At 69.8% G+C, this 21,598-nt stretch carries 25 protein-coding genes and 1 tRNA gene; 10 read left to right on the top strand and 16 right to left on the bottom strand.

Translation table 11 applies throughout. The features are described 5' to 3' along the window. The first annotated feature begins 90 nt into the window (after positions 1–90). The 3 genes from DEIMA_RS10685 (at position 91) to DEIMA_RS10695 (ending at position 3,302) form a co-directional block, all read left to right on the top strand. Positions 91–1,998: a putative bifunctional diguanylate cyclase/phosphodiesterase gene (locus DEIMA_RS10685; RefSeq protein WP_013557271.1), complete on the top strand. Its 1,908-nt coding sequence runs from the start codon at positions 91–93 to the stop codon at positions 1,996–1,998. A gap of 3 nt (positions 1,999–2,001) precedes the next feature. After that, the gene (locus DEIMA_RS10690) at positions 2,002–2,850 is read left to right on the top strand and encodes a hypothetical protein (RefSeq protein WP_013557272.1); all 849 of its coding nucleotides are present in this window, start codon (positions 2,002–2,004) and stop codon (positions 2,848–2,850) included. Between the two features lie 125 nt (positions 2,851–2,975). Next, entirely contained in the window at positions 2,976–3,302 is a 327-nt protein-coding gene (locus tag DEIMA_RS10695; RefSeq protein WP_013557273.1) for a hypothetical protein, read from the top strand. A gap of 67 nt (positions 3,303–3,369) precedes the next feature. Here DEIMA_RS10695 and DEIMA_RS10700 read toward each other — a convergent pair whose 3' ends face one another. The 3 genes from DEIMA_RS10700 to DEIMA_RS10710 form a co-directional block, all read right to left on the bottom strand. Continuing rightward, on the bottom strand, positions 3,370–3,747 hold the full coding sequence (locus DEIMA_RS10700; protein WP_013557274.1) for a hypothetical protein: 378 nt from the start codon (positions 3,745–3,747) through the stop codon (positions 3,370–3,372). Between the two features lie 49 nt (positions 3,748–3,796). After that, positions 3,797–5,311 (bottom strand): glycine--tRNA ligase, encoded by a 1,515-nt coding sequence (locus DEIMA_RS10705; protein ID WP_013557275.1) that lies wholly within the window; start codon positions 5,309–5,311, stop codon positions 3,797–3,799. A 312-nt stretch (positions 5,312–5,623) separates the two neighbouring features. After that, positions 5,624–6,109, bottom strand: a complete 486-nt coding sequence (locus tag DEIMA_RS10710) for a hypothetical protein (protein WP_013557276.1) — start codon at positions 6,107–6,109, stop codon at positions 5,624–5,626. 312 nt (positions 6,110–6,421) lie between these two features. Between DEIMA_RS10710 and DEIMA_RS10715 the strand changes: the two genes are divergently transcribed. Further along, positions 6,422–6,901 carry a hypothetical protein gene (locus tag DEIMA_RS10715; RefSeq protein ID WP_013557277.1) on the top strand — a complete coding sequence of 160 codons (480 nt, stop codon included), beginning with the start codon at positions 6,422–6,424 and terminating at the stop codon, positions 6,899–6,901. An 18-nt stretch (positions 6,902–6,919) separates the two neighbouring features. Here DEIMA_RS10715 and DEIMA_RS10720 read toward each other — a convergent pair whose 3' ends face one another. From DEIMA_RS10720 to DEIMA_RS10765, 11 genes are all read right to left on the bottom strand, one after another. Further along, positions 6,920–7,534 carry a YcjF family protein gene (locus DEIMA_RS10720; RefSeq protein WP_013557278.1) on the bottom strand — a complete coding sequence of 205 codons (615 nt, stop codon included), beginning with the start codon at positions 7,532–7,534 and terminating at the stop codon, positions 6,920–6,922. Positions 7,535–7,604: 70 nt separating this feature from the next. Next, positions 7,605–7,805 (bottom strand): peptidoglycan-binding domain-containing protein, encoded by a 201-nt coding sequence (locus tag DEIMA_RS17550; protein WP_083810855.1) that lies wholly within the window; start codon positions 7,803–7,805, stop codon positions 7,605–7,607. 372 nt (positions 7,806–8,177) lie between these two features. Next, a tRNA-Ser gene (locus tag DEIMA_RS10730) sits at positions 8,178–8,267 on the bottom strand. Between the two features lie 141 nt (positions 8,268–8,408). Further along, positions 8,409–9,596 carry a branched-chain amino acid ABC transporter substrate-binding protein gene (locus DEIMA_RS10735; protein WP_013557279.1) on the bottom strand — a complete coding sequence of 396 codons (1,188 nt, stop codon included), beginning with the start codon at positions 9,594–9,596 and terminating at the stop codon, positions 8,409–8,411. Between the two features lie 188 nt (positions 9,597–9,784). After that, positions 9,785–10,261 carry a DUF4442 domain-containing protein gene (locus DEIMA_RS10740; RefSeq protein WP_013557280.1) on the bottom strand — a complete coding sequence of 159 codons (477 nt, stop codon included), beginning with the start codon at positions 10,259–10,261 and terminating at the stop codon, positions 9,785–9,787. Between the two features lie 31 nt (positions 10,262–10,292). After that, entirely contained in the window at positions 10,293–10,475 is a 183-nt protein-coding gene (locus tag DEIMA_RS18980; RefSeq protein ID WP_483459006.1) for a DUF402 domain-containing protein, read from the bottom strand. Continuing rightward, positions 10,415–10,834 (bottom strand): DUF402 domain-containing protein, encoded by a 420-nt coding sequence (locus tag DEIMA_RS10745; RefSeq protein WP_245528310.1) that lies wholly within the window; start codon positions 10,832–10,834, stop codon positions 10,415–10,417. Before DEIMA_RS10745 ends, DEIMA_RS18980 begins: the two co-directional genes overlap by 61 nt. A gap of 53 nt (positions 10,835–10,887) precedes the next feature. After that, on the bottom strand, positions 10,888–12,255 hold the full coding sequence (locus DEIMA_RS10750; protein WP_013557281.1) for a dipeptidase: 1,368 nt from the start codon (positions 12,253–12,255) through the stop codon (positions 10,888–10,890). A gap of 53 nt (positions 12,256–12,308) precedes the next feature. Beyond that, the gene (locus DEIMA_RS10755) at positions 12,309–13,187 is read right to left on the bottom strand and encodes a metallophosphoesterase (RefSeq protein ID WP_013557282.1); all 879 of its coding nucleotides are present in this window, start codon (positions 13,185–13,187) and stop codon (positions 12,309–12,311) included. Continuing rightward, positions 13,184–13,900 (bottom strand): heat shock protein transcriptional repressor HspR, fused homodimer type, encoded by a 717-nt coding sequence (hspR, locus tag DEIMA_RS10760; protein WP_013557283.1) that lies wholly within the window; start codon positions 13,898–13,900, stop codon positions 13,184–13,186. Before hspR ends, DEIMA_RS10755 begins: the two co-directional genes overlap by 4 nt. Before the next feature lie 76 nt (positions 13,901–13,976). Further along, positions 13,977–14,900, bottom strand: coding sequence for an ion channel (locus DEIMA_RS10765; RefSeq protein ID WP_013557284.1), 924 nt, complete (start codon positions 14,898–14,900; stop codon positions 13,977–13,979). 36 nt (positions 14,901–14,936) lie between these two features. On the opposite strand from DEIMA_RS10765, the gene DEIMA_RS17940 reads away from it, so the two are divergent. Next, a complete protein-coding gene (locus DEIMA_RS17940; RefSeq protein WP_043816669.1) occupies positions 14,937–15,803 on the top strand; it encodes a DUF2520 domain-containing protein in 867 nt (288 codons plus the stop codon). A gap of 112 nt (positions 15,804–15,915) precedes the next feature. Beyond that, positions 15,916–17,574 (top strand): acyl-CoA carboxylase subunit beta, encoded by a 1,659-nt coding sequence (locus DEIMA_RS10775; RefSeq protein WP_013557286.1) that lies wholly within the window; start codon positions 15,916–15,918, stop codon positions 17,572–17,574. Positions 17,575–17,625: 51 nt separating this feature from the next. On the opposite strand, the gene DEIMA_RS10780 is transcribed toward DEIMA_RS10775, so the two are convergent. Then, positions 17,626–18,816, bottom strand: coding sequence for a trans-sulfuration enzyme family protein (locus tag DEIMA_RS10780; protein ID WP_013557287.1), 1,191 nt, complete (start codon positions 18,814–18,816; stop codon positions 17,626–17,628). Positions 18,817–18,924: 108 nt separating this feature from the next. Between DEIMA_RS10780 and DEIMA_RS10785 the strand changes: the two genes are divergently transcribed. From DEIMA_RS10785 to DEIMA_RS10800, 4 genes are all read left to right on the top strand, one after another. Then, the gene (locus DEIMA_RS10785) at positions 18,925–19,386 is read left to right on the top strand and encodes a YbjN domain-containing protein (protein ID WP_013557288.1); all 462 of its coding nucleotides are present in this window, start codon (positions 18,925–18,927) and stop codon (positions 19,384–19,386) included. Between the two features lie 62 nt (positions 19,387–19,448). Further along, positions 19,449–19,730, top strand: a complete 282-nt coding sequence (locus tag DEIMA_RS10790) for a DUF1905 domain-containing protein (protein WP_013557289.1) — start codon at positions 19,449–19,451, stop codon at positions 19,728–19,730. 125 nt (positions 19,731–19,855) lie between these two features. Beyond that, the gene (locus tag DEIMA_RS10795; RefSeq protein ID WP_013557290.1) at positions 19,856–20,314 is read left to right on the top strand and encodes a hypothetical protein; all 459 of its coding nucleotides are present in this window, start codon (positions 19,856–19,858) and stop codon (positions 20,312–20,314) included. Further along, entirely contained in the window at positions 20,311–20,877 is a 567-nt protein-coding gene (locus DEIMA_RS10800; RefSeq protein ID WP_013557291.1) for a TetR/AcrR family transcriptional regulator, read from the top strand. The genes DEIMA_RS10795 and DEIMA_RS10800 overlap by 4 nt, the downstream gene beginning before the upstream one ends. 50 nt (positions 20,878–20,927) lie before the next feature. Here DEIMA_RS10800 and DEIMA_RS10805 read toward each other — a convergent pair whose 3' ends face one another. After that, positions 20,928–21,572, bottom strand: coding sequence for an HAD hydrolase-like protein (locus DEIMA_RS10805; protein ID WP_043816673.1), 645 nt, complete (start codon positions 21,570–21,572; stop codon positions 20,928–20,930). Between the last annotated feature and the right edge of the window lie 26 nt (positions 21,573–21,598).

Raw genomic sequence — 21,598 nt, forward strand, 5'->3', positions numbered from 1 at the left:
AAGTCGCGTGGGACTGCGTACAGCGCGCGCCGCGCCGCACGCGGGAATCTTCGCGGCGACGAGGGGTACACTGCTCGTAGCGTGAAGGGAATGCCGGTGCCCTCCCCCTCCAGCGACCCGGACCACAACTGGCGTCGCAGCCTGCTGGTGGCCGTGCCGTGCGCGGCGCTCGCGTTCCTGAGCGGCGCATGGTTCGAGCAGCGCACCCCCGAACCCATCGAACTCGACCTGTACGCGTACCCGCTCCTCGGCGTCCTGATGGGCCTGATGTGGCTGGGGCTGCTGCTGCGCCGCGTCAGCGTGGCCCAGAGCGTGAACGCCATCGTGTGGACCGCGAGCGCGTTCTTCTTCGCGAAGTTCGCGTTCCTGCTCACCCGCACGCCCACGCTCGACGTCACCGCGGAAATGACCGAGACGTTCTTCTGGATTCCGGCGCTGTACGTCCTGTCGTTCTTCGTCCCGAACGTCCGCATTGCCCGCACGGTCTCGCTGGCGTTCTTCGGGCTGATCCTCGCGGGCACCGCGCTGTACACCGCGCGGTGGGCAACCGTGCCGAGCGCCACGCCGGTGCTGTTCGCGCTGCTGCAGCTGAACCTCGCGAACCTCACGCTGCTCGCGCTGACCGTGTCATTCATCGGGTTCAAGGAGCGCTACGCGCGCGCCGAGGTGCGTTCCGAAACGCTGCAACGCCTCGCGTACACGGACCTGCTCACCAGCCTCCCGAACCGGCTGCAGCTGATGCAGGAACTGCACCGCACGCTCGACCACGCGCAGCTCAGCGGCCTGCCAGTGTCGCTGCTGTACATCGACATCGACGGGTTCAAGAGCGCCAACGACACGCTCGGGCACGAGGCCGGCGACGTCGTCCTGCGGGAGATCGCGGAGCGGCTGCGCGCCCTGAGCCGACCCAGCGACGTCGTCGCGCGCCTTACCGGCGACGAGTTCGTCGTGGCCCTCTGGAACACGGACGTGCACGACGCTGAACGCCTCGCCGCGCGCGTTCTGCAGGACCTGACGCGGCCCATCCCGTACGCCGGGCAGACGCTGCTCATCACCAGCAGCATCGGCATCAGCAACGCGCCCCTGCACAGCACCGACGCGGGCACGCTGCTGCGGCAGGCGGACAGCGCCATGTACCAGGTGAAACACAGCGGCAAGAACGCCGTGCGCCTGTACGCGCCGGAACTCGACGCGGCCATCGAGGGCCGCGCGCGCCTGGAACGCGCCCTGCAGGGTGCGCTCACGCGCGGGGAACTGCACCTGCATTACCAGCCGCTGTACGCGCTCGACTCGGCCCGGCCCATGAAGGTCGAGGCGCTGATGCGCTGGACCCACCCGGAACTGGGCGTGGTCTCCCCCGCAGAGTTCATTCCAGTGGCGGAAACGAGCGGCCTGATCGTGCCGCTGGGCGCGTGGGCGCTGAACGAGGCGTGCGCGCAGCTCGCGCGGTGGCGCGCGCAGGGCCTGCCGGACGTGCGCATGTGCGTGAACGTCGCGCCGCTACAGCTCGCGCACCCGAATTTCACGCGGACCGTCGAGGCGGCTCTGCACGCCAGCGGCCTGGACGGGCACCTGCTGGAACTGGAAGTCACCGAGAGCAGCGTGATGCGCAGCGCCGAGGCGACCAGCGACGTGCTGCGCGAACTGCGCGCCCTGGGCGTGACGCTCGCCATTGACGATTTCGGCACCGGGTACAGCAGCCTCAGCTACCTGCGGGACCTGCCGATCCAGACGGTGAAGGTGGACCGCTCGTTCGTGCGGGACCTCGGGTCGCCGCGCGTCGCCCCGCAGTACGCGCTGGCGCTCATCGAGGCGATCGTCAGCATCGCCGGCACACTCGACCTGGACGTGACCGCTGAAGGCATCGAAACGCCCGAGCAGCTGGCGCTGCTGCGGGACCTCGGGTGCGCGCACGGCCAGGGGTACTTCCTGGCCCGGCCGGGTCCGCCCGAGCAGGCCGAGGCCGTACTGCGCCGCGACGCCGTGCGCGCCCCCTGACCCATGATGCCGATCCCCTCGACCCCCGACCCGCTGAACATGGACGCGCTGCTGGCGCGCATCTGCGTGCGCCCCCCGTACTTCGCGCTGCGGAACGCCCGCTGGGACGCGGGCCTGTTCACGGCGAACGTCACCGCGGAACTGCCTGCCACGCAGGAACTCAGCCCGATGCAGGGCGCGGAGCTCAGCCGCCACGCGGCCATCGCGGGCCTGTGCGCCGCGGCGATGACCCAGACGGACGACCAGCGCCGCTACTACCTGGCGCGCTCCGCAGAGTACACGGGCGTGCGGAACGCCGCGCCGTACGGCACGCCCGTGCAGCTGACGGCGCAGGTCGCGTCCCTGACGAAGCGGGAGGTGCGCGCCCGCGTGCAGGCCACCGCCCTCGGCCAGCCGCTCGCGCACCTGGACGTGTCGTACACGATCCTGACGGACGCGGCGTTCGCGCGGCTGTTCCGCACCCGGCACCAGCCGACCCCCCGGCACCAGGTGCTGATGGGCACGCTGCCTGAAGGGCACGTGGCGCGGCAGCAGGGCGCCATCCTGCGGGCCGTGCCGAACGTTCCGGTGGAAGCCTGCGCCGGGCACTTCGAGGATTACCCCGCGATGCCTGTGGCGATCCTGATGGGGCAGTTGGCGGACCTAAGCGGGCAGCTGCTGGGCGGCGAGGCGTTCTGGATTCCGCACGCGGTTGTGGACGCGCAGGACTTCTGCTGGGCCGGGGAGGCCGTCACGTTCCACGCGCAGGGCCTGTCGGACGACGGCGCGCGCGCGTCGTTCGCGTGCCGTGCGGATGCGGGCGAGCGCACGGCCGGACGCATGACGCTCACGCTGGAACGCACGCACACCTGAAGGGCCACGGCCGTCCGGGGCCATGACCGGTGGCCTTCATGTGTTCATGAGGTACGGCCTGAACGGGCGGGATCGTACGATTTCACCCGCTTGGGGTGTGCGAAGGTGCCGGGCAGGAGGTCACGATGCACGATCAACTTCAGGAGACCCTGAACCTGCTGCGCGGCGGCGCGCAGAATATCGACCCGAACCTCGCCGTGACGCACCTGCGCGCGTGGCAGGCAGCCCTCAAGGACGTACCCGAAGCGAGCCTGCTGTCCGCGGAGCTCGCCAAGGTCGCCGAGCACCTGCAAAGCGGGCATTACACGGAAGCGCTCGCGCTGCTGACCGGCATGGCGGCGGACGTGGAGTACCTCATTCCGCTCGCGCCGCCTGAAGATCAGGAGGGCCTGAAAATCCTCGCGGAGCAGCTGCACCTGATTGACGGTGGGCCTGACGCCGGTTCCGGCTGAGAGGCCCGCAAGCTGCAGGCGCTCGCCGGGTGACCGGCGAGCGCCTGCAGCTTGCGGGGGAGGCTCTTCAGCCCACCCACCGGAAGAACGCGCCCCACTGCAGCACTATGCCGAACGCGGCAAGCAGCGGCACGCCGGCCAGCCACGCCGCACGCCGCCGGAGCGTCAGGGCGCTCGCACCGCCCAACACGAACGCCGCGGAGGTGCTCCACTTCGCGGTGAGGATGGTGGTGCTATTGGTGGACCCTCCGAACGAGCCGCTCGTCTGAAACCACGCGGGCCACGGTACCAGCGCCGTCAGGAACAGCCCTGCTGCTGCTGCCGCGAGCGCCGCACAGCCCAGCAGCCCGAAGCCCGCGCGAGGCACGCCGCGGCTGCGCCACGCGCGCCAGGCGGCGAACACCGCGAGGACCGGGCAGGCCAGGAACACCAGAAAACCAAGCACGTCCTCACGGTAACGCGCCCCGGGTGCGGGGCGCGTCTCAGGATCGGGTTTACTTCAGGCGGCTGGTGAGGTACGCGGCGAGGTCGCTGATTTTTACGCGTTCCTGCGCGAGCGTATCGCGGTCGCGGACGGTGACGGTGTCCACGAGCGCTTCGTCCTCGCCCTTGCCGACCGTGTCGAAGTCGACGGTGACGCAAAACGGCGTGCCGACCTCGTCGTGACGGCGGTACGCCTTACCGATGTTCCCGCTGTCCTCGAACAGGATGCGGCCCAGGCCGAGCTTCTGCAGGTCCGCCTTGACGCTCTTGGCGACGCTGACGATCTCCTCGCGGTTGCGGGCGAGGGGGATCACGGCGACCTTGATGGGCGCGAGGTGCGGCTTGAGCTTCAGGACGATGCGCTCGGAGCCGTTCTCCAGTGTCTCCTTGGTGTACGCCTCGCTGAGCACAGCGAGCATCGCGCGGTCCACGCCCGCCGACGGCTCAATCACGAACGGCACGACCGGTTTGTTCGTGTCGGGGTGCGGGATGGTGAGCTTCGCGACGCTGTCGAGGTTCTCCTCTACGCGCGCCTGAATGCCCAGTTCACCCTGCGCTTTCGTGTGGCTGCCGAGGTCGTAGTCGCTGCGGTTCGCGATGCCCTCGATTTCCTCGTACCCGAGGGTGGGGTAGTCGTACATCAGGTCGTACGTGCGTTTGCTGTAGTGCGCGAGGTCCTCTTTGGGCACGTCGAGAATCTGGATCTTCTCACGCGGGACGCCCTGCGCCGCCCACCACGCGAGACGGGCCTGCAGCCAGTGCTCGTGCCAGTCCTCGTCGGTGCCGGGCGCGCAGAAGAACTCGATTTCCATCTGCTCGAGTTCGCGCACGCGGAAGATGAAGTTGCGGGGCGTGATCTCGTTACGGAACGCCTTGCCGATCTGCGCGATGCCGAACGGGAGGCGACGGCTGGTGCTGTCCACGACGTTCTTGAAGTTCGTGAAGATGCCCTGCGCCGTTTCCGGACGGAGGTAACCGTAGCTGTCCTCGTCGGCGGTCGGGCCGATGGTCGTCTTGAACATCATGTTGAACGGCTTGGGTTCCGTCCAGTCGCCGACCTCACCGCTGAACGCGTCACGCACGCCGCCGGCGATGAGCGCCTCGCTCGCGCGCGCGGGGTTCTTGACCATGGCGGCGACGAGCGCCGCGAAGTTCTCCAGGCTCTCCCCCATCGCTTCGGCGACGGCCTGCTGCACGGCGGGCTTCTGGTCCTTCACGAGGTGGTCGAGGCGGTAGCGTTTCTTGGTTTTGCGGTTGTCGACCATGGGGTCGCTGAACGTCGCTTCGTGGCCGCTGTGGCGCAGGACCATGCGGTGCATGATGATGCTGGCGTCCAGGCCCTCCATGTCGTCGCGCTCGTAGACGTTCGTGCGCCACCACGCCTGCTTGATGTTGTTCTTGAGTTCCACGCCGAGGGGGCCGTAATCGTAGAAGCCTTGGAGGCCCCCGTAGATTTCGCTGCCCTGGAAGATGAACCCGCGGCGTTTGCAGAGGCTGACCAGTTCTTCCATCGTTTGTGCCGGCATACTGCTCCTTTCCGGCGCCGCCCGTGGACATGAAAACGCCCCAGGCGATGCGCTCGCCTGGGGACGCAGCCGTGCTGCGCGGTTCCACCCCAGTTCCCCAGTTCAGTGTCTCTGCGCTGGGGCACCTCGTGTGCCGTTGTTCGCTCGTCGCGACGCTCCCCGCTGCCCTTCCCGGACCTCTGCCCGCCTGACTCGCACCGTCTCAGGCTCGCTCCGCGTGGACTGCGCCCGCGCTTGGGTGACCCGTCCGGTACTCCTGCGGATCAATGCCTCCCCAGCATGCCGCAGCGTTCAGGGCGGGTCAAGTGCGCGTCAGAAGCGGTACTGCACGCCGGCGCGGACCGTTGCGCTGACCAGGCCGGGCAGGAAGGCGCGCGCGACGCCCTCGCCGTAGAGGTTCACGCGGTCCGTGACGGCGTACTGCACGCCGAGCAGCGCGTGCGCGTTCAGGAGCGCCAGGGTGCTGGCGCCCATGCGGGGGACGTTGCCCGGCACGACGCCGCTGCCCAGGCCGAAGCCGTAGTACGCGAAGGGCGCCCCGTCGAAGCTGCGGACGGCGGCACTGTCGAACTGCACAACCGGATAGTGGTCCACGACCTGCACTTCCAGGGTGTGCTGCAGTGACCAGCGGCCGTCACCCCAGCGTACGGGGTACTGAATGCCGAAGTGCGCGCCACCGTACGGGCCGGCCACGGCAGGGTTCAGGCCGACGTAGCCGCCCTGAGCGCCCGCACGGAGGTTGAGGGCGCCGGCCACCGTGGCAGCGCTGAGCAGGGCGAGCATGAGCATCTTGTTCATCTGGCGTTTAGGCTAGCGGGTGGAACCTTCAGCGGCAAGCAGGGGTGGCGCGCGTCGTTCGGCTGCCCGTAGCCTGAGGCATGGTGCTGTCTGCCCTGATCTTCGCTGCGGCGAGTCCGGCGTTGCTGTACGACCCGCGCCCGCCGGCCCTTCCACAGACGCTCAGCACGGCGGACCGGGCGCGCGCCCGAACGCTGGCAGGACGCGTCAGTCCGTTCAGCGTCCGGAACGACTGCGGGCCTGATCGGGACCGGCTCGTCATGACGATTCGCGCCGGTCAGTGCACCGACACGGCCCACCGAGCGGCTGGACGTGCTGACGCTGTGCGATCAGGAGCGCCTGACGTACCTGTTCCTGGTGTCGGACGGCTCATCCCTGAAGGCGTGGCTGTTGAGCCCGGACTTCAACGCGGGCATCTGCAGGGGGCAGCCGCCGTTCACGCTGCGGGATCTCGACGCGGACGGCGTGCGGGAAATCGCGCTGCCGTATGGCTGCGGCGACGGCCCGGGTGGCCATGAGCGCCTGCTGGTGCTGCAGCTCGGCCCTCAGGGGCGCCTGCTGCTCGACGCGGAGGTGGAACGCCACTTCAGCGCCGACGGCACCGGGGAGCACGCGGGCGCGCTGCTGACGGTCCTGAAGGGTCCGCGGCCTCAGGTGTTCGCGCGGACCCTGGCGTTTCAGGGGTACGACGCCGCTTCGGGGCAGGTGCGGTGGACGCTCACGCCGAACATCGCGCCCGTGCCGCTCGGTGGGATCACGGGCTGGCGACTGACGCCCCTGCGCGCGCGTTGAGCGTCCCCCCTGCGCGCGTCAGTGGCGGCTTTGGCTTTGCGTGTCGTCGTTGGGTGTCTGGGTGGCGGTGCCGGCGGCCTGCTCCCGGTCCTGCGCGCGGCGGCGCAGTTCGGCGGCGAGGTCCCCGAAATCACTCGCGCTCGGCAGGACCCGCTTGGTGCTGCGTTTGGCCTCCTGCACGACCTGCGCGCGCTCCCGGTCACTGAACGGGAGCCCCTGGCGTTTGCGGTCGAAGTACTGCTCGGCCATGCGGCCCAGCGCGAACGTCCAGCCGTACACGGCGGGCGCAGTAATGAGGCCCCCGAGGACAGGCAGGGCGATTTTGGCGAGGCCGCGCATGACCTGCCGGGCGGCCATGCCGTACGCGACGGTCATGCCGAGTTCCTTCGCGACGTCCTGCGCGCGTTCCGGCGTCAGGTCGAAGCCGTAGATCTTGCCGATGTGCAGGACCATTTTCGCCTGCACGGGCGTGATGAGGAGGATGTCGGCGAACGGCAGAGGCTCGACGGCGATGGCGCCGCTGAGCAGCGCGGCGCTTTTGATGACTTCCTCGGTGTTCTGTTCGGGGGTGAGGTCGGGGTCCACGTCGAAGTTGAAGTTGTCGAGAACCTGTTTAAGGAGGGGCGGCAGCATGAGCGGAGTGTACCCGTCCGGCCCGCGCCCGCGCCCTCCGGGTTCCTTACGGTTTGGGGCGGCGGACCGCTCAGCCCACCAGGGCGTGCCTGGCGTTCAGGCCGACGACGCCGTCGGCAGTGAGGCCGCGTCTGCTCTGGGAGTCGCGGACGGCGCTGTCCGTGCCGTCGCCTCCGGTAGAGCCGTAGGCGCTGCGGAGCCGGTCCTGCAGCGCGAGCACGGTGTTGTCGCCCGGGCGGGCGTTGACGATAGGTTTTCCCGCCGAGGCCATCCAAGGTGGAGCCGCTTGCGCGCTGCACCTTGGATGGCGGTATCGGTGCCCCTGCCGGAGGCGCCGTCCGCGGTGAGCGTCTGCCTATGCTGGCGAAGCAGGTACTGGAGGGCAACGTCGCGGTCGTTGTCGCTCCGGAGGAGGGCCGACCAGGACAGCGCGGACTGCGTGCTGCAGGCGGCGAAGGTGAGCGCGGCGCCCACCAGCAGTGCGAGTCTGTGCATGGCTTCCCGGGTCGCGCGTGGGTGCGGGCGACGCCCCTGGTTGATCAGCGCGGCAACCGCGTCCATGATCCTTGGAGGTTCATGGACTCTTCGTGCGCCCGGCCCTGGAGGGGAACGTTGAAACGCCGCCCGGGTGGGCGGCGTTGGGTGGCGGAGAGGATGAGATTCGAACTCACGGTACAGTTACCCGTACATACGCTTTCCAGGCGTACCCCTTCAACCACTCGGGCACCTCTCCTTGGTTCCTGGGCTGGCGTGAGCGCAGCGGCTAGAAGGTTAGCTCAATCGGGGGGCTGCGCGCAAGGTTTACAGGTCCCGGACCTTCGCGCGCGAGGGAGGAACCGCCCACACAGGGCGGTTCCTCCCTCGCGTGGGCGGGTTACTTCTCGAGGTCGGCGGCGTTCACGACGACGAGCTTGGAGATCTTGATCTGGTAGGTGGGGTCGACGTTCATGACGTACACGAGCGTGCGCTGGCGTTCGCCGTTGGGGGTGAAGGCCACGGCGCCCGTGATGGAGCGGCAGTTGTCGGTGACGCTGGCGCAGGCGGGCTGGTTGGTTTTGCGGACGGCCTGGATGACCTGCGCGCGGGTGGGGGTGCCGCCGCTGTTTTTGGCGGCGCTCTTGATGGCTTCGAGCAGGGTGTTGGTGGCGTCGTAGGCGTAGGCGCTGATGCCGTTGGGGGCGCTGTTGTACATGGCGCGGTACGCCTTGTCGAACGCGAAGCGGTTGGTGAAGCCGCTGAGAGGGCCGAAGCCGGTGGTGTAGGCGACGCCTGCTGCGGCGGTGCCGGCGCGGCTCAGGAAGGCTTTGTTGTCGAGGCCGTCGGCGCCCATGATGTTGGCTTTGACGCCGGCGGCGCGCAGCGATTTGATGAGGTTGCCGCCGACGTCGTCGGTGCCGCCGAAGTAGATGCTGTCGGCGCCGCTGGCCTTGATGCGGGGGACGAGTTTGGCGATGTCCTCGTCGCTGGACGCGCCGGTGTATGCGACGATGCTGATGCCGCGTGCCTTGAGGGCGCTCATGAGCTGGCGGGTGAGGCCGTTGCCGTACGTGGTGTTGTCGGAGACGACGTAGACCTTCTTGCTCTTGAAGGTGTCGGCCATGTACTGGGCGGCGGCGTTGCCCTGGGCGCTGTCGGGGGCGACGACGCGGCTGAAGAAGTTCCAGCCGTTCTGGGTGAGTTTGTCGTTGGTGCTGGTGGGGGTGATGAGCGCGACGGGGCTCTGGACGAGCGCGGCGGCGACGGCGTTGGTGACGCCGGAGTTCAGGGCGCCGACGATGCCGAGGACGCTGTTGTCGGCGGCGACCTTCTTGGCGAGCTGTTCACCCTGGGTGGGGTTGGCCTGGTCGTCGTAGGTGACAAGCTGCAGGTCGATGCCGAGGGCCTTGAAGTCGGCCTGATGCTCGCTGAGGGCGATGGTGGCGCCGCGTTTGACTTCGGTGCCGGGGCTGCTGAGGTCACCGCTGAGCGGGCTGATGGTGGCGATGCGGATGGTGGCGGCGGAGGCGGTGCTCAGGGCCAGGGCGGCGGCGATGCCCAGCAGGGCGGTAAGTTTTGAACGCATGATGCATAGTACGTTAATTTTGCCTTTATTCAAGAGGGGTTTTATACATTCTCATGACTGCATCTGGTAATGGGTTTTTGCCGTCATCATGGGCAATTTCCTACTCTACTCGCCCAATTCATACAAAGTTCTTTCAACACGCCGGGGACGCATAGTTATGCGTCCCCGGCGTGCAAAACCTGGTGAGCTCAGCGTGTTGTGGCGTTGTTCTTCCGAAGATACCAGTGTGCGAGTGCCTGCATGACGACTTTGCCCTCACTGTCGGTCACCCGGACCGGAACGAGCAGCCGGGCCTTGCCGTCCTGCGCGTAGGCCGCCTGCGCGCTGGCCACGTCCGCCGGTTCGGCTTCAGCGTGCGCGGTGACGTCACCGCGGGCAATGGCCACGTAGTGCGTTTCGAGCTTTTCGATGAGTGGGGTGGCCCCGTCGAGGTGCGCCACGAACGCGCCGGCGCACGCCGCGCCGCTGACGGCTTCCGCCAGGCAGAACTGCGCGGCGGCGTGGATGGTGCCGATGTGGTTCTGGATGTCCGGGCGTACGGCGCACGTGCCGTCGGCGCGGCCGACGCCTACGCCGGTGATGTGTACGCCGAGCGTGCGGTTCATGGGGATGGCATGCAGGGCGGCCTGGACGGCTTGAACGGCGGGTTGGGGCAGGGTCGTCATGGGTGAAACCTCCTGATTATTTGAACTGAGTTCAAGTATAGGGGTCTTCCACGTAGCGCCGCACTACCTCCAGCGGCCCGAACGTCCCCGCGTGCAACGCCGCGCGGAGCTCACGGGCCTCCGCGTACGCCCACGCCACCTGCGCCGCCGAAATCACGCCCGCCGCCCGCGCCGCATGCAACTCGTCCTCGTCCTGCAGCCCCGTCTCCTCCACCGCCCAGGCCGCCCCCCACCCGGCAGGCCCAGCACGTCCAGAAACAAGTCCAGCCCATACGGGATGCCGTCCTCGTCCACGCCGTTCTCCTCGTTCACGTCCACATAGAACTGCACCGGGCGGCCCGCCGCGTCCAGCTGCACCGTCAAGGTGTGCGGCATGTCCGACGGCGCGAGGTACACCCACCGGAACCCCGAATCCAGCACGCGCAGTGTCCGCCCGCAGCACGGCACGTCCAGCGGCAGCGTCACCTCACCCGCACGGTAATCCACGAGGACGCCCTGCGGGAGCGTCAGGACCGTCTGCGTGCCCGAGACGACGCGTCGCCACTGCCGATGATCAAACCGTTTCCTCTTCACACCCGCATGAAAACACGCGCGCCCGCATCTCGGGCGCGCGTGCCTCACCGCCGTTATCGACCGAGCTTGCCGATTTCCTGCAGCAGGGCGGCGCTCACGCGAATACCGTTATGGTAGTCGTCCAGCGCGAAGCTCTCGTTCGGGGAGTGCAGCGCGTCCTCGTCCAGCCCGAGGTCCACCAGCAGCACCGGCGCGCCCAGCACCTCGCGGAACGTCGCCACAATCGGGATGCTCCCCCCCGTGCGCGTGAACGCCGGCGCCTTCCCGTACACGCTCTCGATGGCCGTGCTGGCTGCCTGCACGAACGGGCTGTCGAGGTCCACCTTCACGGGCTCGCCGCCGTGCAGGTCACGCACTTCCGCTGTGACGCCTTCTGGCGCGATGCTCGCCACGTACTCGCCGATCAGGTTCGTGATGCGGTGGCTGTCCTGCCCGGGCACCAGGCGCATGCTGACTTTCGCGCCCGCACGCGCCGGGATGACGGTCTTGCTGCCCTCGCCCTGGTAGCCGCCCCAGATGCCGTTCACGTCGAGCGTCGGGCGCGCCCACAGGCGCTCCAGCGTCGTGAAGCCCGGCTCGCCCGGCAGGGCGCGCGCGTTGATGCTGCCCGCGAACGCCTCGTCGCTGTGCGGGAGCTTCGCCCACATCTCGCGTTCCTCGTCGCTGAGCGGCTCGACATCGTCGTAGAACCCGGGAATCAGGATGCGGCCTGTCTCGTCCTTGAGTTTCGCGATGATGTGCGCGAGCGCGTTGATGGGGTTCGGCGCGGCGCCGCCGTAGCTGCCGCTGTGCAGGTCGCGGCTGGCGCCCTGCACGTGAATCTCCACGTAGCTGATGCCGCGCAGCGCGTACGTGAGGCTCGGCACGTCCTTCGCGAAGCGGCTGCCGTCGCTGATGACGATCACGTCGCACGCGAGCGCGTCCCGGTGCGCGGTCAGGTACGCCCCGAGGTTCACGCTGCCGACCTCCTCCTCGCCTTCCAGCAGGAACTTCAGCGTCACGGGCAGGTCCCCGCCCTGCAGGAGCAGATCCGCGCCCATGACGTGCGCGTACGCCTGGCCCTTGTCGTCGGTGGCGCCGCGCGCGTACACGCGCCCGCCACGGACGGTCGGTTCGAACGGCGGCGTGTGCCACTCCTCGACGGGCGCTTCGGGCTGCACGTCGTAGTGGCCGTACACCAGCACGGTCGGGGCGCCCGCCGGGCCCTGGCGCTGCGCGAACACGATGGGGTGGCCGGGCGTGGCGTCCACGCGCGCGTCGAAGCCCAGGCCGGTGAGTTTCGCGTGCAGGAATTCGGCGGCGCGGACCATGTCGGCTTTGCGGGCCGGGTCGGCGCTCACGGACGGGATGCGCAGCAGGTCGAACAGTTCCGCGTCGGCGCGGGCGGTATCCAGCTGGCCGTTCAGGTCGGTGTGCGTCATGCGCGGATCATAACGTGTTGTGCCCCCCGCACCGGGCCGCGTCCCTGCGGGCGTTACTCGTCGTCCGCGCGGAACCAGAAGTTCCGGTCCGGCGGGCGGATGACCGTCCCGACGTCCGTGTCGGTGAGGCGCACGATGAACCCGCCGTTCGGGACGTACGCCATGCCGCCGTCCACGTTCAGAGCGAGCCCGCCGCCGCTCCACAGCGGCGTGCCGCGCTCGTCATGGTCCGGGTCGTCCTGCGTGATGTACTGCACGGGCGTGTGCCCGTGCACGATGCGGTCCCCGCCGTACGCGCGCAGCATGCGCTGCGCGCGGTCCGCGCCGCGCGCGCCCCGGAACGCGAGGCGTTCCGCGAAATCCGCCATGAAGATCTCCCAGTCGGGTGCGTTCACAGTCGTCATGACGGTCAGGACGTTCTGGTTCAGTTCGCGCAGCGACTGCCCGTACTGCAGGTACATGGTGCTGTCCGCGTGCATCATCAGCCAGTTGCCGTCGCGGTGCGCGGCCGGCCGCTCGCGCAGCCACGTGAGGTCGTCGAAGCTGACGCCCGTGAGGTCCGGGTCCTGCCCGCCGTTCGCGCGCCAGTACTCGCGGTACGTGATCTGCCCGAACGTCGGGCTGTGCCGGATGAGCTTCGGGTACTGCAGCGCCGCGAGGAACATCACCTCGTGGTTGCCGAGCAGCGCGGTGACGTTCCCGCCGCGTTTCGCCGCGTCGCGCTCCAGGGCGCGCACGAGGCGCACGACGCCCAGTCCGTCCGGGCCGCGGTCCAGGTAATCCCCGAGGAACACCACGCGGGCGCTGCCGCCCGTCCAGCGGCCGCGCGCGTCCGTGAGGCGCGCGGCGTGCAGCATGCTGATGAGCTTGCGCAGGGCGCCGTGCACATCACCGACCACCCACACATCGCGTCGGCGGCCTCGCAGGCTCACGCCGTCTCGCCCTCTTCGTCCTCGGGCGGCGGGGCGGGCAGCTCCCGCCACTTCGTCATGCGGTCCGTGATGTCCCGCTGGATGCGCGCGATGGAACCCTCCATGCGGTCGCGGGCGTGGTTGAGTTCTTGCCGGAGCCGCATGATCTCCTCGACGCCGGCGAGGTTCACACCGAGTTCCTGCGTGAGGCGCCGGATCTCGCGGAGGTGCACGATGTCACGCTCGCTGTACAGGCGCGTTTTGCCGCCGCTGCGGCCCGGCTGGATCAGGCGCTTGCGTTCGTACAGGCGCAGCGTCTGGGGGTGCATGTCCACCAGCTCCGCAGCGACGCTGATCACGTACACGGGGCGGTCGAGCGGGTCAGGCTTCTCACCGGGCGCGGGGAGCGGCTGCGGCTGGCTCTGCGCCTCGATTTCGCCTTCCAGCCGCTCGATTTCCGACTCGAACTCGTCTTGCAGGTCGTCCAGCTGGTGCTGGAGCCGCATGACTTCCTCGACGCCGGCGAGGTTCACGCCGAGTTCCTGCGTGAGGCGCCGGATCTCGCGGAGGTGCTCGATGTCGCGTTCGCTGTACAGGCGCGTTTTGCCGCCGCTGCGCCCGGGGCGGATCAGGCCCTTGCGTTCGTACAGGCGCAGCGTCTGGGGGTGCATGTCCACCAGCTCCGCAGCGACGCTGATCACGTACACGGGGCGGTTTTTGGTGTCGCCGGCCATCAGTGACCTGAGTATACCGGAATCAGGTTCCCTTCACGCCGCATGTCCTGCCCGCCCCCGCCCGCGGCACGCCGGTTCAGGCAGGCTCCGTGTCGTGCAGGCGCGTCGCGTCGATGGCGAGATGCCCCCGCTGGGAGCGGCGGTACAGGTTCACGAAACGCCGACCCCAGCGGAATTCCGCCGCGCGGTAGCTGGTGCGCGCGTGCACGTTCTGGTGCGACGCCTCCTCTACGGCGCGCAGCACCACCAGCACCTCCGCCTCCCAGGCGAGCAGATCCTCAGGCGTGGCGCCCCACAGTGGACTGTCGGGCGTGATGGCGTGCACGACCGTCCACGCGAGCGGAAAGAACGTGACGCTCGCGCGCTCCAGTCGCAACGGCTGGAACTGCCGCGCGCGCCGCACCGACGTGTCCGCGAAGCGCGTGAACACCACGTCGACGTTCACGTCCATCAGGTCCGCGCGGCGGCCGTTCACGAGCCGGAACATCAGCGCGCGCCCATCCGCGTACGGCGCGATCACCGCGTGCTGGCTGAACAGCACGCGGTGCGTGGGGCGAGAGAACCGCGAGAACAGCACGCCCGTGGCGAGCGCCACGCCCAGCAGCCCCACGAACGCCTCGATCGTCACGAGGGCGTCCGCCGCGAACGTCTTCGGGTACACGTGCCCGAACCCGATGGTGCCGAACGTCTGCACGCTGAAGAAAAAACACGACAGGTAGCGGCCGTAGCCGTCCGTAGGGGCGTCGCTGAGGGCGCCCGGGCCGAGCGCGTAGTACGCCGCGCCGAACAGCGCGTTCAGCAGCAGGTACGCGCCAGCCAGCAGCGCGAAGAACACCGGCCACGACACGGTCAGCAGGTCACCGTACGCGCTCACGGCCCGCCACCCGAGGCCTTCGCGGCGCACGTTGAAGCTGCCGTCCTTGTTCAGGAACCGCTCCTCGGCCTGCTCGGCGACGACGCGGCCCAGCCCGAGGTCGTGCGGGGGTTCCGGGAGGGTCATGGGCGTACTGTAGCGGCTGCGCGTTACGCTGGGAGCGTGCGTGTGAGCATCATCGGGACGGGGCGCGTGGCGGGGGTGCTCGCCCCCGCCCTGGCGAGCGCGGGCGTGCCGGTCGTCGCCCTGGCCGGACGCGCGTCGGCGCGCGCCGACGCACTGGCGGCCCGCACGCCCGGCGCGCGCGCAGTGAACGCGCAGAGCGCGGTGGACCGGGCGGACCTCGTGCTGCTGGCCGTGCCGGACGACGCCATCGCGAGCGTCTGCGCCGGGCTGCACTGGCGCGCCGAGGTGGCGTGCGTGCACCTGAGCGGCGCGACCGAACTGGGCGCGCTGGACGCGGCCGCGCAGGCGGGCGCGGCGGTGGGTGGCCTGCATCCCCTGGTCGCGTTCGCGGAGGCGGAGGCCGCCCGCGCGGCCCTCGCGGGGGCGGTGTGGGGTGTCGAGGCGCCGAGCGACAACCTGCGCGCCGCGCTCGAAGGGCTGGTGGCGCGGCTGGGCGGCACTCCGCTGCGCATTCCGCCGGGCGGGCGGGCGCTGTACCACGCGGGTGCGAATTACGCGGCGGCGTTCCTCGTGGCGACCCTCGCCGAGGGCGCGCGCCTGTGGGCGCACCTTGGGGTGGATGAAGGCACCGCGCTGGCGGCGTTGCTGCCGCTCGCGCGCGGCGCGCTGGGCGGCGTGGCCCGCACGGGCCTCGTGGGGAGCCTGCCGGGGCCGCTTGCGCGCGGGGACGTGGGGACGATTCAGCGGCACGTGGAGGCGCTTCAGGCAGAGGTGCCGGACGCGCTGCCGTTTTACCGGGAGGTGTCGCGCGCGGCGCTGAAGGTCGCGCGGGCGCAGGGCCTGGACGCCGGGCGGAGCGCGGCCTTGAGCGCGGCGCTCCGCCCGGCCGATGACGTGGGGTAGACCCCGCTCGGGGCCTCACGGGGGGTGTCTGTGGGCACTTGGTGGGTGGCCGGAGCCTGCTGGACATCCTGTGGCGTTTCCGACCCTGCCTAACGTTTGTTAGACTGCGGGTATGACCCAGACGACCAGCGCATGGCAGGCTGCGCTCGACCAACTCGCTCAGGACCAGACCAAGGCGCGCGCCGGCGGCGGCCCCAAAGCCGCCGAACGGCAGCACGCCAAAGGGCGCCTCACCGCCCGCGAACGCATCGCGCAGCTCATCGACCCGGGTACGCCCTTCGACGAACTCATGACGTTCGCCGGCTGGGGCATGTACGAGGACCTCGGCGGCTGCCCCAGCGGCGGCACCGTCGCCGGCATCGGCCACGTGCACGGCCGCCCGTGGATGATCGTCGCGAACGACGCCACCGTGAAAGCCGGCGCGTTCTTCCCCATCACCGCCAAAAAGGTCATCCGCGCGCAGACCATTGCGCTCGAAAACCACCTGCCGGTCATCTACCTCGTGGACAGCGCCGGCGTGTACCTGCCCATGCAGGACGAAATCTTCCCCGACCAGGACGACTTCGGCCGCGTCTTCTACCTGAACGCGCGCATGAGCGCCGCAGGCATCCCGCAGATCGCCGCGATCATGGGCAACTGCGTGGCCGGCGGCGCGTACCTCCCTGTCATGTGTGACACGCTCGTCATGACCGAAGGGTCCGGGCTGTACCTCGCCGGGCCGGCGCTCGTGAAGGCCGCCATCGGGCAGGTCGTGGACAGCGAGGACCTCGGCGGCGCGGACATGCACGCCAGCATCGCCGGGACGGTCGACTACAAAGAGAAGGACGACGACGCGGCCCTCGCGCGCGTGCGGTCGCTCGCGGACCTGTACGCGCAGGGGGACGTAGCCCCGTGGGCGCGCCGCCGCAAGGACGCCCTCGCCCCGGCCGTGGGCGGCGACCTCACCGACCTCGTGGGCTTTGACAGCAGCAAGACGTACGACGTCCGCGACCTGATCGCGCGCCTCGCCGACGCGAACGAGGCCGGTGAGAGCAGCTTCCAGGAATTCAAGGGCGAGTACGGGCAGACCCTCGTGTGCGGGTTCGCGCGCGTGGGCGGCTACCCGGTCGGGTTCGTCGCGAACCAGCGGACCGTGATCAAGAAGCAGCTCAAGAGCGGCGGCGAGCCGGGCCTGCGCAGCCGCATCGAGGTGGGCGGCGTCATCTACGGCGACAGCGCCGACAAAGCCGCGCGCTTCATTCTGGACGCGAACCAGGCGGGCGTGCCGCTGGTGTTCCTGTCGGACGTGACGGGCTTTATGGTGGGCCGCGACAGCGAGCAGGAAGGCATCATCCGGCGCGGCGCGAAACTGGTGAACGCCGTGTCGAACAGCGTCGTCCCGAAAATCACCATCATCACGGGCGGCAGTTACGGCGCGGGGAACTACGCCATGAACGGCAAGGCGTACGGCCCGCGGTTCCTGTTCGCGTGGCCGAGCGCGAAGTACGCCGTGATGAGCGGCAACGCCGCCGCGAAAACCCTGATGGACATTCAGGTGGCCGCCCTCAAGCGCGCCGGGCACGAGCCGGACGACGAGGAGGTGGCGCGCCTGTACGCGGAAGTGAAGGCCAAGTACGACCAGGAGCTCGACCCGAAGTACGCGGCGTCGCGCCTGTGGGTGGATGAACTGATCCGCCCGGACGAAACGCGCGAGCGCCTGATCCGCGCGCTGGAGGCGTGCGCGCAGAACCCCACGCAGGACGCCCTGAAGGTCGGCGTTTTCCAGGTGTGAGGTGTAAGGAAGGGCGCCTGGGCCAAAGCCCGGGCGCCCTTCCTTACGCCCTCAGAGGGTCGGCGCGACCGTGACGTGCTCCAGCGCCCGCTCGATGTCCTCGATCAGGTCGAGGGGGTCCTCGATGCCCACCGAGAGGCGCGCGAGGCCGGGCGTTACGCCCTGGCGCGCCAGGGTGTCCGCGCCGAGTAGCTGGTGCGTGGTGCTGGCCGGATGGCACGAGAGGCTCTCCACATCACCGAGCGATACGGCCTGCACGAACAGGCCCAGGCCGTTCAGGAAAGCCTTGGCGGCGTCGTACCCGCCGTGCAGGTCGAAACTGACCATACCGCCGAACGCGCGCATCTGCCGCGCGGCGACGTTGTGGCCCGCATGCTCGGGCAGGCCCGGGTAGTACACGGCGCGGATGGCGGGGTGCGCGCGGAAGTGTTCTGCGATCATCTGCGCGCCGGCGCAGTGCGCGTCCATGCGCAGCGGCAGGGTCTTCATGCCGCGCAGGAACAAGTACGCTTCCTGCGGGCCGAGACTCGCGCCGACGTGCCTCAGGCCCGTGACGCGCAGTTCGCCCATCAGGTCCGCGTTCCCGGCGAGGATGCCGCCGATGGCGTCGCCGTGCCCGCCGAGGTACTTCGTGGCGGAGTGCAGGACGACGTCAATGCCGTGCTCGGCGGGGCGCGTGAGGGCGGGACTGGCGAAGGTGTTGTCGGCGACGGCGAGCGCGCCGACGCTGTGCGCGAGGTCCGCGGCGCGCTTCAGGTCGGTGATGCGCAGGGTGGGGTTGGTGGGCGTCTCGACGTACACCATGCGGACGTTCGGGGTGAGGCGCGCGGCCAGGTCGTCGAGGTCGTCGGCTTCCCAGACGGTGACGCCGAACTTGTCGAGGATGTGCCGGAAGAACCCTTCGGTGCCGCCGTACAGCGGGCCGATGAACGCGACCTCGTCGCCGGGCTTGAGCACGGTGAGGGCGAGGGCGCTGACGGCGCCCATGCCGCTGGCGAACGCGACCGCGTCCTGGGTGCCTTCGAGGCTGGCGAGTTTCTCCTCGAACGCGCGGACGGTGGGGTTGCCGAGGCGGCTGTAGAAGTACCCGCGTTCCTGTCCGCTGAACAGCCGTTCACCCCGGTCGGCGTCGCCGTACCCGAAGGTGCTGGTCTGGAAGATCGGGACGGCGTGCGCGCCGGTGCTGGGCTCCAGGCCGTGGCCCGCGTGCACGGCACGCGTCCGGAATCTTGAGTTGTTCATACGACCAGTGTACCCAAACGAACGTTCGCTGGTACGTGAGGTTCCGCCACCGCCCGGCAGGCCCGCGCGACCGGACACGTCAGCAGCGGATGCTCTAGACTGCGCGCCATGACCGACGTGATGGGCGCGCTGATGTCCGCGCTGAGCGAAGCCGGGTACGCCCTCATCGACGCGCACGACGACCACCTGACCGTAGCGGTCCGCGCCGGCAGCCTCCCGGGCGGCTCGCACCTGCCCGTCACGTTCGCCCTCGCCGAAGAAGACGGCGTCGTCACGGTGCAGCTCAGCGCTACCCTCGACGTGGACGCCCAGGACACCCCCGCGCTGCTCACCGCCGTGAACGCCGTCAACGCCGACACGCTGTTCGCGCGCGCCTTCGTCGCCCAGAACGAGGACGACGCCGGCACGCAGCTGTGGCTGGAAGGCGCCGCGCCGCTCGGCACGCCCGACGACGCTGACGACGGCGCCGCACGCTGGGCCGTGTGGCTCGCCGCGCAGTTCGAACGGGACTTCGAGGTGACGCTCGCCGTGCTGCTCAGCGAACCCGAATACGGCACCGTCCAGGCCTGAAACACCATGACGCCCAGCCGCCCCGGACCGCATCCCCCCCTGCCCCGCAGAACAGGGTGACCATGCAGTTCACCGGACCGCTGTGGTACTGGAGGGGGCCCGCCCCGTGGTACTTCGTGACGGTCCCCGCCGAACACAGCGTGGACCTGCGCGCCGCCGCGGCGCTCGTCACGTACGGCTGGGGCATGATTCCCGTCCGGGTCACGATCGGCGCCACGGTCTACACCACCTCCCTGTTCCCCAGGGAGGACCTGTACGTCGTGCCCGTCAAGGCAGGCGTCCGCGCCGCCGAACGCCTCCACGAGGGCGACAACGTGACCCTCACCCTGGAGCTCCGCCGCTGACCCGCACCCCTCACCCACCGCGGCTGGGCGCCCGGGAACCGCAGGCCACGTGCACCAGCGCGGCCCGCCATGCTGGTCATGGTCGAGACGGCACGCGTTTTGCCGTCAAGCTCTAAGCTGGGCGCATGTACGAATTCTTCCTCACGGCGCACAACTGGTTGCGCTGGGCGGTGCTGCTCGCCGGCCTGTACGCGTTCGCGCGCGCGCTGTCCGGCATGGGCGGCGCGAAACCGTTCACGCGGCAGGACCGCACGGCCGGCAGTCTCTTCACCGGCCTGATGGACCTGCAGCTCCTCATCGGGCTGATCCTGTACTTCGCGCTCTCCCCCATCACGAAGCTCGCCCTGGCGAACTTCGGCGCGGCCATGAAGGTGCAGGAGCAGCGGTTCTTCGCCGTCGAGCACCTCCTGGCGATGATCGTCGCGGTGGTGTTCGCGCACCTCGGCACCGCCCTGAGCAAACGCCAGGACACCGCGCGCGCGCAGTTCCGCACGCAGGCGCTGTGGTACGGCCTGAGCCTCGTGGCGATGCTCGCCATGATCCCGTGGTGGCGTCCGCTGCTGCGCGGCCTCACGGGCGCATGACCGACACGACCCGCGAGCGCATCCTGACGCACGCCGCGCGCCTGTTCGTGGAGCGCGGCTACCACGGCGTGAGCATGCGCGAGGTCGCGGAAGCCGTGGGCGTCACGAAACCCGCCCTGTACCACCACTACGCTGACAAGGAAGCGCTGTTCCTGGCGATCCTGGACGCGTCCCTCGCGGACCTGGAGACGCTCCTCGCCGCCGCGCGCGCCGAAGCGGGCGTGCGTGAGCAGCTCACGGCCCTGGTGGGCCGCATGCTGACCGACGCGCCCCGCTACCGCGCGGGCCTGCAGCTCGCCAGCGAACTGAAGCACGTCACCGCGGAACGCCGCGCGAACTTCGAGGGCCGCTACCGCGCGGCGTGGGCAGGCGGCATCGCCGCGCTGATCGGGCAGGGCGTCCAGAACGGCACGCTGCGCGAGGACGTCGACGCGGCGTTCCTGGCGCGCACCCTGATGGGCCTGGCGTACCCGCTCGTCACGTCGGGCCGCCCGGTAGACGACCCGGACGGTCTCGCCCGCACGCTCGTGAGCGTGTACCTGGACGGCGTGGCCCGCCGCTAGAGGCCCCACGGACGGGGCCGCGCCCACGGTGGGCGCGGCCCCGTCGCCGTTCAGGTTCCGGGGACCCGGCCTTCCAGCTGAGCGAGCAGCGCTGCGGGACGGTCCACGAGGAACGTCGGCTGCGCCGCGCGCAGGGCCGACGGCAGGTCGGCGCCCCACGTGACCGCGGCCACGGCGACGCCCGCAGCGTGGCTGGCCTGGACGTCACGCACCTCGTCGCCGACGTACAGCAGCTGGGCGGGGCTGATGCGTTCGCGCCGCACAAGGGCGCGCAGCAGGTGCGCCTTGCCGAACATGCGGTTGCTGGTGTGCACGTCCCCGACGATGCCCAGCAGGTCGTGGCGGCGCAGCACATCCCGGATGTTCTCCGCGTGGTTCGTGGACACGACGCAGACGCGCACGTTGCGAGCGTGCAGGTCGCGCAGGACCTCCGGGACGCCCTCATGCAGCGCGAGCGCGTCGGTGACGTGCCGGTACCGCGTGGCGAGCTGCGTGATGAAGCCCGGCAGGTGATGCAGGGGCAGGCCGACAGCGCGGCAGCGCTCGCGGACGCTCAGGGCGCGCAGCGCGCCGAAGTTGTCGGCGGTGATGCGCGCGTACCCGCGCTGCGCGGCAAGGTCGTTGTACAGGTCCAGCACCAGCGGCAGGGAGTCCGCGAGGGTCCCGTCAAAGTCGAAGGCGATGTGGGTGAGCATCAGTCCCCGCATCATGCCGGGTCCGC

It is taken from the genome of Deinococcus maricopensis DSM 21211 (genome assembly GCF_000186385.1).
Taxonomy (GTDB): domain Bacteria; phylum Deinococcota; class Deinococci; order Deinococcales; family Deinococcaceae; genus Deinococcus_B; species Deinococcus_B maricopensis.

Coding starts and splice junctions, on each gene's coding strand:
- DEIMA_RS10685 (WP_013557271.1), top strand. CDS start 91: ATGCCGGTGCCCTCCCCCTCCAGCGACCCGGACCACAACTGGCGTCGC.
- DEIMA_RS10690 (WP_013557272.1), top strand. CDS start 2,002: ATGATGCCGATCCCCTCGACCCCCGACCCGCTGAACATGGACGCGCTG.
- DEIMA_RS10695 (WP_013557273.1), top strand. CDS start 2,976: ATGCACGATCAACTTCAGGAGACCCTGAACCTGCTGCGCGGCGGCGCG.
- DEIMA_RS10705 (WP_013557275.1), bottom strand. CDS start 5,311: ATGCCGGCACAAACGATGGAAGAACTGGTCAGCCTCTGCAAACGCCGC.
- DEIMA_RS10710 (WP_013557276.1), bottom strand. CDS start 6,109: ATGAACAAGATGCTCATGCTCGCCCTGCTCAGCGCTGCCACGGTGGCC.
- DEIMA_RS10720 (WP_013557278.1), bottom strand. CDS start 7,534: ATGCTGCCGCCCCTCCTTAAACAGGTTCTCGACAACTTCAACTTCGAC.
- DEIMA_RS17550 (WP_083810855.1), bottom strand. CDS start 7,805: ATGGCCTCGGCGGGAAAACCTATCGTCAACGCCCGCCCGGGCGACAAC.
- DEIMA_RS10735 (WP_013557279.1), bottom strand. CDS start 9,596: ATGCGTTCAAAACTTACCGCCCTGCTGGGCATCGCCGCCGCCCTGGCC.
- DEIMA_RS10740 (WP_013557280.1), bottom strand. CDS start 10,261: ATGACGACCCTGCCCCAACCCGCCGTTCAAGCCGTCCAGGCCGCCCTG.
- DEIMA_RS10750 (WP_013557281.1), bottom strand. CDS start 12,255: ATGACGCACACCGACCTGAACGGCCAGCTGGATACCGCCCGCGCCGAC.
- hspR (WP_013557283.1), bottom strand. CDS start 13,900: ATGGCCGGCGACACCAAAAACCGCCCCGTGTACGTGATCAGCGTCGCT.
- DEIMA_RS10765 (WP_013557284.1), bottom strand. CDS start 14,900: ATGACCCTCCCGGAACCCCCGCACGACCTCGGGCTGGGCCGCGTCGTC.
- DEIMA_RS10775 (WP_013557286.1), top strand. CDS start 15,916: ATGACCCAGACGACCAGCGCATGGCAGGCTGCGCTCGACCAACTCGCT.
- DEIMA_RS10780 (WP_013557287.1), bottom strand. CDS start 18,816: ATGAACAACTCAAGATTCCGGACGCGTGCCGTGCACGCGGGCCACGGC.
- DEIMA_RS10785 (WP_013557288.1), top strand. CDS start 18,925: ATGACCGACGTGATGGGCGCGCTGATGTCCGCGCTGAGCGAAGCCGGG.
- DEIMA_RS10790 (WP_013557289.1), top strand. CDS start 19,449: ATGCAGTTCACCGGACCGCTGTGGTACTGGAGGGGGCCCGCCCCGTGG.
- DEIMA_RS10795 (WP_013557290.1), top strand. CDS start 19,856: ATGTACGAATTCTTCCTCACGGCGCACAACTGGTTGCGCTGGGCGGTG.
- DEIMA_RS10800 (WP_013557291.1), top strand. CDS start 20,311: ATGACCGACACGACCCGCGAGCGCATCCTGACGCACGCCGCGCGCCTG.
- DEIMA_RS10805 (WP_043816673.1), bottom strand. CDS start 21,572: ATGCTCACCCACATCGCCTTCGACTTTGACGGGACCCTCGCGGACTCC.